Source organism: Streptomyces sp. YIM S03343 (genome assembly GCF_054729195.1).
In genome coordinates, this window is the sequence record NZ_JBPUKX010000001.1 from 5671206 (window position 1) to 5684825 (window position 13620).

A 13620-nucleotide genomic window follows, 5' to 3' on the forward strand; every position below is an offset into this window, starting at 1 on the left:
CACCAGCCACACCCGCAACCGCATCAGCTACACACATCAGCCGCACCCGCAACCGCACCAGCTACACACGACCACAGCCGCACCAGTCACACGCAGCCCCCACGACCACGCCCGCCCGGCGGCCCCGCAGCTGCGCCGCCCAGCCGTCCTACGCCGTCTGGTGCGCCAGCAGCGCGACCGCGGCGATCAGCACCGCCAGCAGTGCGATCAGCATCATCGGGTTCAGCCCGCCGAGAAAGTTCTCCTGCTGGAGCCGCTCGCGGTTCGCCCGGCACACGGGGCACCGGCCCTCGCTCACGGGCGCTGCACAGTTTGCGCACACCAACCGGTCGTACGTCATGCGCTCGCCCTCCTTGCACCGGCCATCACACAGACCAACGTTCCCGCAACCGGGAATGTTCCCTTTCACTGTCCCAGATCCCACTGTCCCAGATTCCGTGCGCTCCCGGGCACCGACCTTCGTACTGGCCCGTGCGCGGCCCCACAGGACCCCAAAGGCGGGTACAAAAACATACAAGCCGCGCGCAAGCAGGACCGGCGCCTGCACGCCTGCACCGGGTTCGCGTATGGTCACGCTCATCTACCCCCGGCGACCCGTGGTGCATCCGTGATCCGATTCGACAATGTCTCCAAGGTCTACCCCAAGCAGACCCGCCCCGCACTCAGGGATGTGACCCTCGAGGTGGAGAAGGGCGAGTTCGTGTTCCTCGTGGGGTCCTCGGGCTCCGGAAAGTCCACCTTCCTGCGGCTGATCCTCCGCGAGGAGCGGTGCAGCCACGGCCAGGTGCACGTCCTGGGCAAGGACCTCGCACGCCTCTCCAACTGGAAGGTGCCGCAGATGCGCCGCCAGCTCGGGACGGTGTTCCAGGACTTCCGCCTGCTGCCGAACAAGACGGTCGCGGAGAACGTCGCCTTCGCGCAGGAGGTCATCGGCAAGTCGAAGGGCGAGATCCGCAAGTCCGTGCCGCAGGTGCTCGACCTCGTCGGGCTCGGCGGCAAGGAGGACCGGAGACCCGGCGAGCTGTCCGGTGGTGAGCAGCAGCGCGTCGCCATCGCGCGCGCCTTCGTGAACCGTCCCAAGCTGCTGATCGCCGACGAGCCCACCGGCAACCTCGACCCGCAGACCTCCGTCGGCATCATGAAGCTGCTGGACCGGATCAACAGGACCGGTACGACGGTGGTGATGGCGACGCACGACCAGAACATCGTGGACCAGATGCGCAAGCGCGTCATCGAGCTGGAGCAGGGCCGCCTCGTCCGCGACCAGGCGCGCGGCGTCTACGGCTATCAGCACTGACGGTTCCGGAAAGGCTTAACCAGACGCCATGCGCGCCCAGTTCGTTCTGTCCGAGATCGGTGTCGGTCTCCGCCGCAATCTGACGATGACGTTCGCCGTCATCGTCTCCGTCGCCCTGTCCCTGGCGCTGTTCGGTGGCTCGCTCCTCATGAGCGACCAGGTCAGCACCATGAAGGGCTACTGGTACGACAAGGTCAACGTCTCGATCTTCCTCTGCAACAAGAGCGACGCCGAGTCCGACGCCAACTGCGCCAAGGGCGCGGTCACCGAGGACCAGAAGACGCAGATCCTCTCCGACCTGAAGAAGATGACGGTCATAGAGAAGGTGACGTACGAGTCGCAGGACCAGGCGTACAAGCACTACAAGGAGCAGTTCGGCGACTCTCCGCTGGCCAGCTCCCTCACGCCGGACCAGATGCAGGAGTCGTACCGGATCAAGCTGAAGGACCCGCAGAAGTACCAGGTGGTCGCGACCGCGTTCGACGGGCGCGACGGGGTGCAGTCCGTACAGGACCAGAAGGGCATCCTGGACAACCTCTTCGGTCTGCTGAACGGCATGAACTGGGCCGCGCGCGCGGTGATGGCCCTGATGCTGGTGGTGGCCCTGATGCTGATCGTCAACACGGTGCGCGTCTCGGCGTTCAGCCGTCGGCGTGAGACCGGCATCATGCGCCTGGTCGGCGCCTCCGGGTTCTACATCCAGGCGCCGTTCATCATGGAGGCGGCCGTCGCCGGACTGATCGGCGGAGGTGTGGCCTGCGGATTCCTGGTGATCGCGCGGTACTTCATCATCGACCACGGTCTGGCCCTCTCCCAGAAGCTGAACCTGATCAACTTCATCGGCTGGGACGCCGTGCTGACCAAGCTGCCGCTGATCCTCGCCACGAGCCTGCTGATGCCCGCTCTGGCCGCCTTCTTCGCCCTGCGCAAGTACCTGAAGGTGTGACGCATCCCAAGAGGGTCGTACGGTCAACCGGCCGTGCGGCCCTCTCGCGTTGTCCTAGACTCACGGCCATGTCAGGCCGCGACCTGTTCTGCCAGCCCCGCCGTCACCGCCGCGGGGCCGCCCTGACATTGCTGTTCGCGAGCGTCCTGGTGACCGGCGCGGCCACCGGCTCCTTCCCCGAAGCGGACCGGTCCGACGGCAAGTCCCCGTCCGGCACGGCCCGTTCGGGTTCCCGGCACAACGACGTCGAGAAGGCCGCCGCCGAGGCGATGGCCGACGGCAAGTCCCCCATGGAGGCCGCCGAGCGCGCTGTGAGCCGCAGCGGGGACCGCTGGGGCGCGGTCTACTCCCAGGGCGACTACGAGGAGTTCCAGGAGGCGCTGGACGGCCAGTACACCGGCGTCGGTCTGTGGGCGCGGCGTGAGCGGGACGGCCGTATCGAGATCAGCAAGGTGCAGTCCGGGTCGCCCGCCGCGGCGGCCGGGATCCGCAAGGGCGACCGGCTGCGCAGCCTCGACGGCACCGCGGTGGACGGGCGGCCGGTCACCGAGGTGGTCTCCTTACTGCGCGGTGACGCGAAGGACGCCCCCGCCGGCACCACGGTCACCCTCGGCCTGCAGCGCGGCACGCGCGCGTGGACCGAGACCCTGCGCCGGGCCCGTCTCTCCACCGACTCCGTGACCGTGCGCAAGCTCCCCGACGGGGTCACCGTCATCAAGATCGCCGCCTTCACCAAGGGCGTGGGCGATGTCGTCCGCACCGCCGTACGGCAGGCCCCGGACGACTCCGGGATCATCCTCGACGTGCGCGGCAACTCCGGCGGCCTGGTCTCCGAGGCCGTCACCACCGCCTCCGCCTTCCTCGACGGCGGCCTCGTCGCCACGTACGACGTGAACGGCGACCAGCGCGCCCTGCACGCCGACCCCGGCGGCGACACCGAACGGCCCCTCGTCACCCTCGTCGACGGGGGCACCATGAGCGCGGCCGAGATGCTCACCGGCGCCCTCCAGGACCGCGGCCGGGCGATAGTCGTCGGCTCCCGCACCTTCGGCAAGGGCTCCGTCCAGATGCCGAGCGACCTGCCCGACGGCTCGGTCGCCGAGCTCACCGTCGGCCACTACCACACCCCCTCCGGCCGCTCCGTGGACGGCCACGGCATCACCCCCGACCTGGAGGACGCGAAGGTCGACCAGTCGGACCAGGCGGCGGTGGCGAGGGCGGAAACGGTCCTGAGCGGCCTGGGCGGCTAGCCCCTACCGCGAACCGGACCCTGAACCGGACGTCGAACCGGTCGTTAATGAGTACCCCCCTGCCCCTCCCATGGTGCGAAAATGGTCCGCACTATGGCTAAGGAAAAAGGGCGCAAGCTGATCGCGCAGAACAAGAAGGCGCGGCACGACTACCACATCCTCGACACCTATGAGGCCGGTCTGGTCCTCACCGGTACCGAGGTGAAGTCGCTGCGCCAGGGTCGGGCCTCGCTGGTCGACGGTTTCGTCCAGCTCGACGGTCACGAGGCGTGGCTGCACAACGTGCATGTGCCCGAGTACACCCAGGGCACCTGGACCAACCACAGCGCTCGCCGCAAGCGCAAGCTGCTGCTGCACCGCGCGGAGATCGAGAAGCTGGAGTCGAAGTCACAGGAGACCGGTCATACGATCGTGCCGCTCGCCCTGTACTTCAAGGACGGCCGCGCCAAGGTCGAGATCGCGGTGGCGAAGGGCAAGAAGGAGTACGACAAGCGCCAGACCCTGCGCGAGCAGCAGGACCGCCGCGAGACGGACCGCGCGGTGGCGGCGGCCCGCCGCAAGCAGCGCGCATAGGCAGGCCGGTCGCGTAGGCAGGCCGACGGGCCCGGCGGACGGGAAATAAACTGGCATGCCACCAGGCTGATCCCGTACGATGGCACTGACATCGGACGTTGTCCGGTGTGCACATTGAAAAATCAACATGGGGATGATCGGTTTCGACAGCGGCTGTCGAAGCAGGGGAAGCGTGTCGAGGAAGCGGCCATGATCTCGTAAACCACAGGCCGAAAAAAATAATCGCCAATTCCAAGCGATCCATCTCCCAGGGCGAGCTCGCCCTCGCTGCCTGATCTAGGTAGCGAGTCGCAGCTCTCCTACTGAGGGAGTGTCAGCCCGGGAGTGTTCCCGACCCGGATCCTGGCATCATCAAGGGGACTCAACCTCGATCCCGGTCACGGGGTGAAGAGGGAAACTCACAGTGACTGAGCCCGTCGGAGACTTGTCCGCGTGATCTCCGGGGCTGAGAAAAGCACAGCGGACTGCACACGGAGAAGCCCTGATTCCACACCGGTGGACGCGGGTTCGATTCCCGCCATCTCCACTCATCCCATGTGGGCAAGGCCCCGTCGCTTCCGAGCGGCGGGGCCTTCGTCATGCCCGGATGGGCACCATCGGGGTCCCCCGGACTTGCGCACGTCCTCGACGAGCAAGTGGACCCGACGGAGGCGGAGGCGTTCGCGCTGGCCGCGTCGAAGGGCAAGCCGAACGGTGTGTTCACCGATCTGCAGACAGCACAGCAGGTCGTGGACTACGCGATCGCCGACAAGGGAAGTGAGATCGCCAAGTGGCTTCGCGACAAGAACAAGCAGGAGAAGGTGTGGGAAGGCACCTTCGGGGCGAAGAACTCTCTGGGCTGGGTAGCCCGAACGGACGGCACGACGATCAGCAAGGCGGGCAACCGGTACCGGATCATGGGTTCTGTCCATCCGTCGCGATGCCCGATTCCTGCTGGACCACCTCGACTCGGACATGATCGAGACACTGTGGCAGGCTGGGACGTATCCCGAAGGCGAGTTCTCCAACCCTCGCCGGGGCTTCACCACGGGTGCCGAGTGGATGGAAACGATCATCGGTCTGTGTGATGCCTGGCTGGCTGGGAAACAGAACATCCGCCCGCTCACCGGCGCCGACGCAGAGGACGGCGCGGACGTGATGGAGGCGGTCCTTGCCGAGATCGGTCAGGCGCGGTTCCTGCCGGACCAGGTCAGGCAGGCTCTGGCCGAGTGCGCCCGACGGTGCACACCCGACCTCGCGTTCCGGCTCTTGCTGAGAGCCATCCCTGAAAGTGTCAAGGGATTCGAACTGCCACTGACTCCCGAGCAGTACGCGCGGCTTCAGGGGCTCGGGGCGGCTCTCTGCTACGGCGAGTACGTGGTCTCCGACGTGAAGCACCTGGTGACCGACGGCTAGCCGCACCGCAGGGGCCCGCTGTCCCCCGGGACGCTGTCGGCTGATTCGGGCTTGTTGCTTCGCCCCGTCGGATCTGTCCGGCGGGGCGAAGTGCTGCGAAGTGGCGGGTGCGGGTGCGGCCCGGTGTGTAGCCGTGGCCGTGAGGTGGGGGTCGATGTGGCCGAGGCGTGACGGCTTATCGGTCAAGTGCGCTAAGGGTGAAGTGTCCTACTTGCAAAGGAAGTTGGCGGTATGGTCCCGCGAGTGACGCATCCTTGGGTGCGCCTCCCTCGTTCCGGGCCCCTGCTCCTCGGGGCCCGGAACGAAGCGGGACGGTTCCGGGCCTCAGACAGCCGTCTCCTCAGGAAAGGGAGGCGCGCCTGTGGGCCGTCACGCCAGGCCGAAACCGACTCTCGCCGACCGGCTGATCCGGCTCTTGCCGGAACAGCAGGCCAAGCGCGTGAGGAGGTGGATGCTCTGGTGGCTCGCCAGGCAGTTGGAGGCCCCCAGCAATATTAGGGGCCTCCGGCGCCACGCCAGGCGAGTTGTAGCCCCTGTCTCGGTGCCCGCCGTGGCGGGGGCTACGTACGAAAATGAAAATACACCGTGCCCGGCCGTGCGGGGCAAGCCCACACGGCCCAGAAATCTGGCGTTCGAATCACAGCTCAGCCTGGCTCACTCCACCGCAAGGAACTCAGCGCAGCGTGAAGGTCGACAGGCGTACGCCCTTGCCCAGGACCAGGTACACGGCTTCGTCATCAAGCTCGTGAGGGTGCCCAAGAATGCGGGGAAGCACCCCTTCGGCTACTACGTGCAGACCTGCTACCCGACATAGGGAGGTAACACGCAGTGCAGCGCTTCACCGAGTTCACTTTCGGTGTCTCGTGGGTGATGAGTTTCTTCCACGAGGACTGGACATACGACGGGCCCACTGCCGCTGACGTCGTCGCGAAACACCTTGCTGCGGAGGTCGATGAGGAGGTCCTGGCGGTCCGCCGGGACGCAGGGACACTCGTCGAGAACCTTCCCTCGGAGACGCTCGAGGTGCTGTGGACGGCCGGATCGCAGTACATGGCGAGCTTCGCGCGCACCACGGGAGCGGAGTGGACGCGCACGGTCATCGGACTGTGTGACGCCCGGCTGTCCGGGAAGCCGGACGTACGCCCGCTCACCGGGATCGACACGGAGGACGGCTGGGCCCACCGTGACGCGGTCGTCACCGAGATCGAGAGGATGGAGTTCCTGGCCACCGAGGTGCGTGCCGCGCTCGTCGACTGTGCCCGCCACTGCACTCCGGACCTGGCGTTCCGCATACTGCTGAGGGCCGTTGAGTACACCCCTGGCGGGTCGCTGTCTCCGGACCAGTACACGAGGATGGAGACCATCGGCGCGGCCCTCCACTACGGCGAGTTCGTGGTGGACTCCGTCAAGTACCTGGTCGAACAGGACTAGCGAGGGGATCCGGTCCCCCACGGACGGCGTTCCTCTCCGGGAGGACTCCCGGAGAGGAACGCCGTTCTCGTCGTGGTGATCAGCGCAGGCTGAACGTCGAGAGCCGCAGCCCCTCGCACAGCACCAGGTAGACGTGACAGGGAGAGCGGGAGCCCTGCCTGGGCGGCGGCAGCGGCGTGCAGCGGCATGCGGCAGCCGTGAGCATGATGACCGGATGGGAGATCGCCGCACCCGCCCCGAAGAGGTACCGCGGACTCGGCGTTCCTCCACTTTCCGTGGGGGAATAGGCAGCCGGGCCGCCTTCGCCTTGTACGAAGACAGCCCCGCCGGTCACGCTCCACCGCAAGGAACTCAGCGCAGCGTGAAGGTCGACAGGCGTACGCCCTTGCCCAGGACCAGGTACATGTCCGTCCGGCCCTTCGCGGCCTTCGTCAGGTCCGCCGTCACCGTCGTGTAGTCGTACGCCGACGACGTGCCCGAGAAGTGTGCCGTGCCGGCGAGGGTGCCGGTCGGGGAGCCCAGGCGCACCTCGATTGTGCCGCCAGTCGTCCCGGCGACCCTGGCGCTGAACTCATGTGCGCCCGAGCCGAGCTGCGCGTCCGCGAACTTCAGCCACGCGCCGTCCGAGGCCGACGACACCGCCGTGCCGCTCGTCTTCGACTCGTCCACCAGGTGGATGCCCTCCGCGTAGTCGTCGAAGTTCTCCGCGCGCGTCACCTTCGTGAGGTTCCTCGGGGGGATCGTCTCGCCCTTCACCTGCCAGGAGGTGCGGGCGTGGATGTCCGTCGACGACGACCCGACCATGACGTCGTACATCGAGGTCTCTACGACCCACTTGTCCCTCGTCACGTCCCAGTGGGCCAGAGCCGTGCGGGGCAGCTTCAGGTGGACCGTCTTCGTCTCGCCCGGCTTCAGGGTCACCCTCGCGTACGACTGGAGCTGCTTCAGGGGCTGCTTGTCGCGGGAGGTGCGCTGGTGGGTGTAGAGCTGGGCCACCTCGGCGCCCGTGCGGGTGCCCGTGTTGGTGATGCGGACCGTGTAGCCGTCGCCGGTCCTGCGGAGGTCGGAGTAACGGAACTTCGTGTACGACAAGCCGTAGCCGAAGGGGTAGAGCGGGTTGCCCTTGAAGTACTCGTAGGTGCGGGCCGACTTGATGATGTCGTAGTCGAGGATCGACGGCAGGTCGGAGTCCGAGCGGTACCAGGTCTGGGTGAGGCGGCCCGCCGGGTTCGCGTCGCCGTAGAGGAGGTCGGCGAGGGCGTTGCCGGTCTCCTGGCCCGCGTGGGTCGTCCAGAGGAGGGCCGGGACCTGCTTCTGGAGGGCGCCCAGGGTGGTGGGGTAGCTGTTCTCCACGATCACGACCGTCTTCGGGTTGGCCGCCTTCACCGCCTTGACCAGCGCCTCCTGCGTCGGGGCCAGGCCCGTGTCCGTGCGGTCGTGGGCCTCGCGGCCGTTGATCGCCGGCATCGAGCCGACCACCACCACCGCCGTGTCCTTGCCCTTGACCGCCGCGACCGCCTCCGCGGTGCCGTCCCGCACCACGTCCTTCGTGTAGTGCGCCGCCTTCTCCTTCGTGACCAGGCCCAGCGTGCCGTCCGCGCCGGTCGGGCCCAGATACACCGGGTTCGACCACCACGACTCCGCAGTCTCGTAGCCCGCGTAGCGCAGCAGATACGTGCCGTCGTCCTGCTTCTCCAGCTTGAACTGCTGCTGTACGAACCAGCCGTTCGGCTGCGTCTGGTCGTTCACGAAGTTCGACCAGTTGTAGCCGACGTACCGGCCGTTCGCCGCCGAGCGCAGGGTGACCACCCCCGCGCCCCAGTCGAACACGTCGAACTGCGTGTCCGTGCCCGGGACGGCGGCAGTTTCCTTCAGTGCCGCGCCCGAATCGCCCCCGCCCGCCGTGACATAGCCGCCCGTCGCCGTGTTCCGCAGCGTGATCCTGTCCACGCCCTCGCTGCTCGCCACCGCCGTGCCCAGCTTCGCCTCGATGCCGTCCTTCGGCGTGACGGCGTAGGGGAGGGTGCCGGAGTACCAGTCCGTGTAGAGGGTGTCGGACAACGGGCCGACCACCGCCGCGCTCGTCGACTTCCGCAGCGGCAGCGTGCCGCCCTGGTTCTTCAGCAGCACCGCCGCCTCCGTCGCCGCCTTGCGGGCCAGCGCGCGGTGGGCCGGGCTGTCGATGACCGACGCGTCGATCGCGCCGTACTTCCCGCCGCCCGGGTCGAATTCGCCCAGGCGGACTCGGATGTTCAGGATGTGGCCGGCTGCCTTGTCGATGTCCGATGCGTTCAACAGGCCTGACGACAGAGCCGACTTGATCGCTGTCGTCGTCACCGCCGAGTTCGTGTCGTTGTCCGTGAAGCTGTCGATGCCCGCCCGCAGGGCAGCCGCGTCCGCCTCCGGCTGGGTGGCGTAGTACTTCTGGCTGCCCGTCAGATTGCCGGGGGCGTAGGCGTCCGTGAGGTTCAGGAGGTCCGCCGAGGTCCAGTTGCGGACCGTGTCGTTCAGCGCCGGACTCACCGTGTCCGGGCGGCCGTTGACGAGGTTGTACGACGACATCACGCCCGTCGCCGCGTCCGCCTCGATCGCCGGCTGGAACGCCTGCTCGTCGTACTCCTTCAGGACACGCGGGCGCAGTTCCGAGGACGTCGTGTCCCGGTTCACCTCGTTGTTGTTGGCGAGGAAGTGCTTGAGCGTCGGTGCGGTCTTGAGGTGGTCCGGGTCGCCGCCGGTCAGTCCGGTGCCGTAGGCGGTGGAGATCGAGCCGGTGAGGTACGGGTCCTCCGAGTACCCCTCCTCGTTGCGGCCCCAGCGCGGATCGCGCAGCAGATTCACCACCGGCGCCCAGAGGTTGAGGCCCCAGCCCGCCGGACGGGTCTGCTGGAAGCCGCGTGCCTCGTCGCCGACCGCCGAGCCGACCTGCTTGATCAGCGCCGGGTCCCAGGTGGAGGCCAGCCCCACGGCCTGCGGGAACACCGTCGTCCTGCCGAGCCACGCCACACCGTGCAGGGCCTCGGTGCCGGTGCGGAAGGACTGGATGCCCAGGCGGGGGATCGCGGGCTCGTACTGGTGGAGGAGGGAGATCTTCTCGTCGAGGGTGAGCCGGGAGAGCAGATCGCTCACCCGGGCGTCCACCGACAGGGACGGGTCGCGGAAGGGGTACTCCGGGTCGGAGTGGGCCGGGACGGTGGCCCCCAGCCCCGCGATCAGGGCCAGGGCCACCACCAGCGTGGTTCTGCGGCGTCCGCGCGACGAGACGCGGGCGCCTCTCCCTCTCGTGCCTCTGCTGCTGGTCGTGCCATTCATGATGCGGCTCCTTCAACTAGTCGCTAGCGACAGGGCCTTGCACACCGGGACACTCGGTCGTTCGAGGAGAATCATCCGAGGAGACTCATCCGAGGAGACTCATCCGAGGAGACTCGTCGGAGGGGATTCGTTCGAGGGGATTCAGTTGTTGTTCAGGGGACGTTGCGCGGCGCCGTGCTGGCCCGTTCCGTCAGCCTCGGCGTGAGCAGCGTCGCGTCCGGTACGGCCTGGCCGTCGAGCTTCTGCATCAGCAACTCGACCGCCCGCTCCCCGAGTTCGGCGGACGGCAGCGCGACCGAGGAGACCGGGACGCGGAGGGAGCCGGCCAGGTCGTCCGGGCAGATCGCCGTGACCGACAGGTCCTCCGGTATCCGCAGCCCGAGTTCCACGAACGCGTCGGCCAACGGCTTCAGGACCGCCTCGTTGTGGACCACCACCCCCGTCAGCGCGGGCTTCTCGCGCAGCAGTTGCTCCGCCACCCGGCGGGCCGCGGCGGGCCCGGCCTCACAGGGGTGCACCGAGGAGGCCATGCCGTTGCGGACGGCGGCGGCCGTGAAGCCCTGGACCACCCGCTGGGCGAACGCGGTCTCCCGCACGTACACCTCGGGCGGCGAGCCGACCAGCGCGACCACCCGGTGCCCGAGCCCGGCGAGCCGCTCCACACACAGCTCACCGGCCGCCTTGAAGTCGAGGTCGATGCAGGTCACGCCCTCCGCGTCGAGCGGGAAGCCGATCATCACCGACGGCCGCTCCAGTGAGCGCAGCAGCGGCACCCGGGGATCACGGAGCTGGACGTCCATCACGATCAGGGCGTCCACGAGGGCCGTGTCGGCGACCCGGCGCAGTCCCTCCTCACCCTCCTCCTGGGTGAGGAGCAGCACGTCGTGGTCGTAGCGGCGGGCCGTGGTGACCACCGACACCGCGAACTGCATGACGACCGGGACGTGGATACCGGCGCGTAAAGGGACCACCAGTGCAAGGACGTTGGACCGGCTGCTCGCCAGGGCGCGGGCCCCGGCGTGCGGCCGGTAGCCCAGCTCGCGGATGGAGATCTCTATCCGGCGCCGGGTCTCCTGGGAGATCGGCCGTTTGCCGCTCAGCGCATAGGAGACGGTGCTGGGGGAGACACCCGCGTGCCGGGCCACATCGGTGATCTTGACCATCAGTCCAGCTCCACCGTCAGGAATCCGGTCCCGGCGGCCGCCCGAGCGGTCCGCTCACCCGCGGCGAGCGCCCACGGCTTCGACGGGTCGCTGCACGACGCCCGCAGCGTGTCGCCCTCCCGGGCGACGGTGAAGGTCACGTCCCCGACCGGCACCGTCACCTGCGCCCCGCGCTCCAGAGCGAACGCGCGCAGCGTCACGCCGTCGGCGAAGTCGTAGTCGGGCCGGTCGTCCACCGCGCCCACCGGGATCACCGCACCCGGCCTGACCAGCAGCGGCACACTGAGGAAGCCGTGCGTCTCGCGCACCCAGCGCGGCCCGGTGACCGTCTCGCCGCTGAGGAGTTGCGTCCAGGTGCCCTCGGGCACGTAGTAGCTGACGTCGCCCTCGTCGTTGAACACCGGCGCGACCAGCAGATCGGAGCCGAGCATGTACTGCCGCTCCAGATGCGCGCACCCGGGGTCGTCGGGGAACTCCAGCACCATCGCGCGCATCATCGGCGTGCCGTCGGTGTGGGCGGTGCGGGCGGCCCGGCTGAGGTAGGGCATGAGGCTGAGCTTGAGACGGGTGAACAGCCGCAGCACGTCCACGGCCTCCTCGTCGAACAGCCACGGCACCCGGTAGGAGGCGCTGCCGTGCAGCCGGCTGTGCGAGGACAGCAGGCCGAAGGCGATCCACCGCTTGAACACCGCGGCCGTCGGGGTGCCCTCGAAGCCGCCGATGTCGTGGCTCCAGTAGCCGAAGCCGGACAGTCCGAGGGACAGGCCGCCGCGCAGCGACTCGGCCATCGACTCGTACGTCGCCTCGCAGTCGCCGCCCCAGTGCACCGGGAACTGCTGGCCGCCGGCCGTCGCGGAGCGGGCGAACACCACGGCCTCGTCCTCGCCCCGGTGTTCGACCAGCAGGTCGAAGACGGTCTTGTTGTAGAGCTGGGTGTAGTAGTTGTGCATCCGCTCCGGGTCGGAGCCGTCGTGCCAGGCCACGTCGACCGGGACGCGCTCGCCGAAGTCGGTCTTGAAGCAGTCGACGCCCATGTCCAGCAGCGCCTTCAGCTTGCCCGCGTACCACTCGCACGCGGCCGGGCTGGTGAAGTCGACCAGCGCCATGCCGGGCTGCCACAGGTCCCACTGCCACACACTGCCGTCGGGCCTGCGCAGCAGATGGCCGAGCGCCTTGCCCTCCGCGAACAGCGGGGAGCGCTGGGCGATGTACGGGTTGATCCACACACAGACCCTGAGGCCCCGCTCCTTGAGCCGGGCGAGCATGCCGGCCGGGTCGGGGAAGACCCGCGGGTCCCACTCGAAGTCGCACCAGTTGTACTCGCGCATCCAGAAGCAGTCGAAGTGGAAGACCGCCAGCGGCAGTTCGCGCTCCCGCATGCCCTCGATGAACGAGGTGACCGTCTCCTCGTCGTACGACGTGGTGAACGACGTGGTCAGCCACAGCCCGAACGACCAGTCCGGCGGCAGCGCCGGACGCCCGGTGAGCGCGGTGTACTTGCGCAGGATCTCCTTGGGGGTGGGGCCGTAGATGACGTAGTACGTCAACTGCTGTGTCTCCGCACTGAACTGCACCCGGGAGACGGTCTCCGAACCGACCTCGAAGGACACCTTGCCGGGGTGGTCGACGAAGACGCCGTAGCCCGCGTCGGTGAGGTAGAACGGGACGTTCTTGTAGGCCTGTTCGGTCGCGGTGCCGCCGTCGGCGTTCCAGACGTCCACCACCTGGCCGTTCTTGACCAGCGGGCCGAACCGTTCGCCGAGGCCGTAGACGGACGTGCCGACGCCCAGGCCGAGTTGCTCGCGCAGATAGTGCGCGCCGGCCGCGTCCCGCATGATGCCCATGCTCTTGGGGCCGCTGGAGGTGAGCGTTCTGCCGCCCGCGAGGAAGTCGACCTGCCAGGTCCCCGTGCGTGCGACACGTACCGACAGCGCCCCGGAGGTGAGCGTCGCGGTCTCGTCGTCGTAGGACGTCTGCGCGCTGAACTCCTCCTTCCGTACCTCGAAGTGGGGGCCGCGGGGCTGCTCGCCGTCGAAGTGGGTGAAGGTGACGCCGATGACGTCGGGCAGCGGTGCGTGCGCGCGGATCGTCACGACCGGTCCCTTCAGCAGATCGCCGCGGTGGCGGATGGGCTGGGTCGGCGCGAGGATCTCCAGCGCGCCGTCCGAGGCGGCTACGTCGAGAACGTGGACCGGGTAGGCCGCGGTGACGCCTTCGCGCAGCAGCCAGTAGCCGTCGGTGAACTTCACGTGGGGG

At 68.3% G+C, this 13620-nt stretch carries 11 protein-coding genes and 1 other RNA gene; 8 read left to right on the forward strand and 4 right to left on the reverse strand.

Annotation, left to right across the window (positions count from 1 at the left end; genetic code table 11):
* Positions 1–148: 148 nt before the first annotated feature.
* Positions 149–340 (reverse strand): hypothetical protein, encoded by a 192-nt coding sequence (locus ACSYGN_RS24765; protein ID WP_460399182.1) that lies wholly within the window; start codon positions 338–340, stop codon positions 149–151.
* A gap of 267 nt (positions 341–607) precedes the next feature.
* Here ACSYGN_RS24765 and ftsE point away from each other — a divergent pair, with 267 nt between their 5' ends.
* From ftsE to ACSYGN_RS24805, 8 genes are all read left to right on the forward strand, one after another.
* A complete protein-coding gene (gene ftsE / locus ACSYGN_RS24770; protein WP_460399184.1) occupies positions 608–1297 on the forward strand; it encodes a cell division ATP-binding protein FtsE in 690 nt (229 codons plus the stop codon).
* A 28-nt stretch (positions 1298–1325) separates the two neighbouring features.
* Complete coding sequence (gene ftsX, locus ACSYGN_RS24775) at positions 1326–2243, forward strand: permease-like cell division protein FtsX (RefSeq protein WP_460399186.1); 918 nt, start codon at positions 1326–1328, stop codon at positions 2241–2243.
* 68 nt (positions 2244–2311) lie between these two features.
* Complete coding sequence (locus ACSYGN_RS24780; RefSeq protein WP_460399188.1) at positions 2312–3493, forward strand: S41 family peptidase; 1182 nt, start codon at positions 2312–2314, stop codon at positions 3491–3493.
* A gap of 93 nt (positions 3494–3586) precedes the next feature.
* Positions 3587–4066, forward strand: a complete 480-nt coding sequence (gene smpB / locus ACSYGN_RS24785; protein ID WP_460399190.1) for an SsrA-binding protein SmpB — start codon at positions 3587–3589, stop codon at positions 4064–4066.
* 129 nt (positions 4067–4195) lie between these two features.
* Positions 4196–4595, forward strand: a transfer-messenger RNA (tmRNA) gene (gene ssrA / locus ACSYGN_RS24790).
* 49 nt (positions 4596–4644) lie between these two features.
* The gene (locus tag ACSYGN_RS24795) at positions 4645–5133 is read left to right on the forward strand and encodes an RNase A-like domain-containing protein (protein ID WP_460403709.1); all 489 of its coding nucleotides are present in this window, start codon (positions 4645–4647) and stop codon (positions 5131–5133) included.
* A complete protein-coding gene (locus tag ACSYGN_RS24800) occupies positions 5108–5461 on the forward strand; it encodes a hypothetical protein (RefSeq protein ID WP_460399192.1) in 354 nt (117 codons plus the stop codon). The genes ACSYGN_RS24795 and ACSYGN_RS24800 overlap by 26 nt, the downstream gene beginning before the upstream one ends.
* An 828-nt stretch (positions 5462–6289) precedes the next feature.
* Positions 6290–6892, forward strand: coding sequence for a hypothetical protein (locus ACSYGN_RS24805; RefSeq protein ID WP_460399194.1), 603 nt, complete (start codon positions 6290–6292; stop codon positions 6890–6892).
* Between the two features lie 351 nt (positions 6893–7243).
* Here ACSYGN_RS24805 and ACSYGN_RS24810 read toward each other — a convergent pair whose 3' ends face one another.
* The 3 genes from ACSYGN_RS24810 to yicI all read right to left on the reverse strand — a co-directional run bounded on the left by ACSYGN_RS24810 (position 7244) and on the right by yicI (position 13613).
* Positions 7244–10201, reverse strand: coding sequence for a glycoside hydrolase family 3 protein (locus ACSYGN_RS24810; protein WP_460399196.1), 2958 nt, complete (start codon positions 10199–10201; stop codon positions 7244–7246).
* A 152-nt stretch (positions 10202–10353) separates the two neighbouring features.
* Positions 10354–11364 carry a LacI family DNA-binding transcriptional regulator gene (locus tag ACSYGN_RS24815; protein WP_460399199.1) on the reverse strand — a complete coding sequence of 337 codons (1011 nt, stop codon included), beginning with the start codon at positions 11362–11364 and terminating at the stop codon, positions 10354–10356.
* The gene (yicI, locus tag ACSYGN_RS24820; RefSeq protein WP_460399201.1) at positions 11364–13613 is read right to left on the reverse strand and encodes an alpha-xylosidase; all 2250 of its coding nucleotides are present in this window, start codon (positions 13611–13613) and stop codon (positions 11364–11366) included. Before yicI ends, ACSYGN_RS24815 begins: the two co-directional genes overlap by 1 nt.
* Between the last annotated feature and the right edge of the window lie 7 nt (positions 13614–13620).

Excerpts from the sequence above, each read along its gene's own strand:
- smpB (WP_460399190.1), top strand. The coding sequence starts at position 3,587 with ATGGCTAAGGAAAAAGGGCGCAAGCTGATCGCGCAGAACAAGAAGGCG.
- ACSYGN_RS24810 (WP_460399196.1), bottom strand. The coding sequence starts at position 10,201 with ATGAATGGCACGACCAGCAGCAGAGGCACGAGAGGGAGAGGCGCCCGC.
- ACSYGN_RS24815 (WP_460399199.1), bottom strand. The coding sequence starts at position 11,364 with ATGGTCAAGATCACCGATGTGGCCCGGCACGCGGGTGTCTCCCCCAGC.
- ACSYGN_RS24780 (WP_460399188.1), top strand. The coding sequence starts at position 2,312 with ATGTCAGGCCGCGACCTGTTCTGCCAGCCCCGCCGTCACCGCCGCGGG.
- ACSYGN_RS24765 (WP_460399182.1), bottom strand. The coding sequence starts at position 340 with ATGACGTACGACCGGTTGGTGTGCGCAAACTGTGCAGCGCCCGTGAGC.
- ACSYGN_RS24795 (WP_460403709.1), top strand. The coding sequence starts at position 4,645 with ATGCCCGGATGGGCACCATCGGGGTCCCCCGGACTTGCGCACGTCCTC.
- ftsX (WP_460399186.1), top strand. The coding sequence starts at position 1,326 with ATGCGCGCCCAGTTCGTTCTGTCCGAGATCGGTGTCGGTCTCCGCCGC.
- ACSYGN_RS24800 (WP_460399192.1), top strand. The coding sequence starts at position 5,108 with ATGGAAACGATCATCGGTCTGTGTGATGCCTGGCTGGCTGGGAAACAG.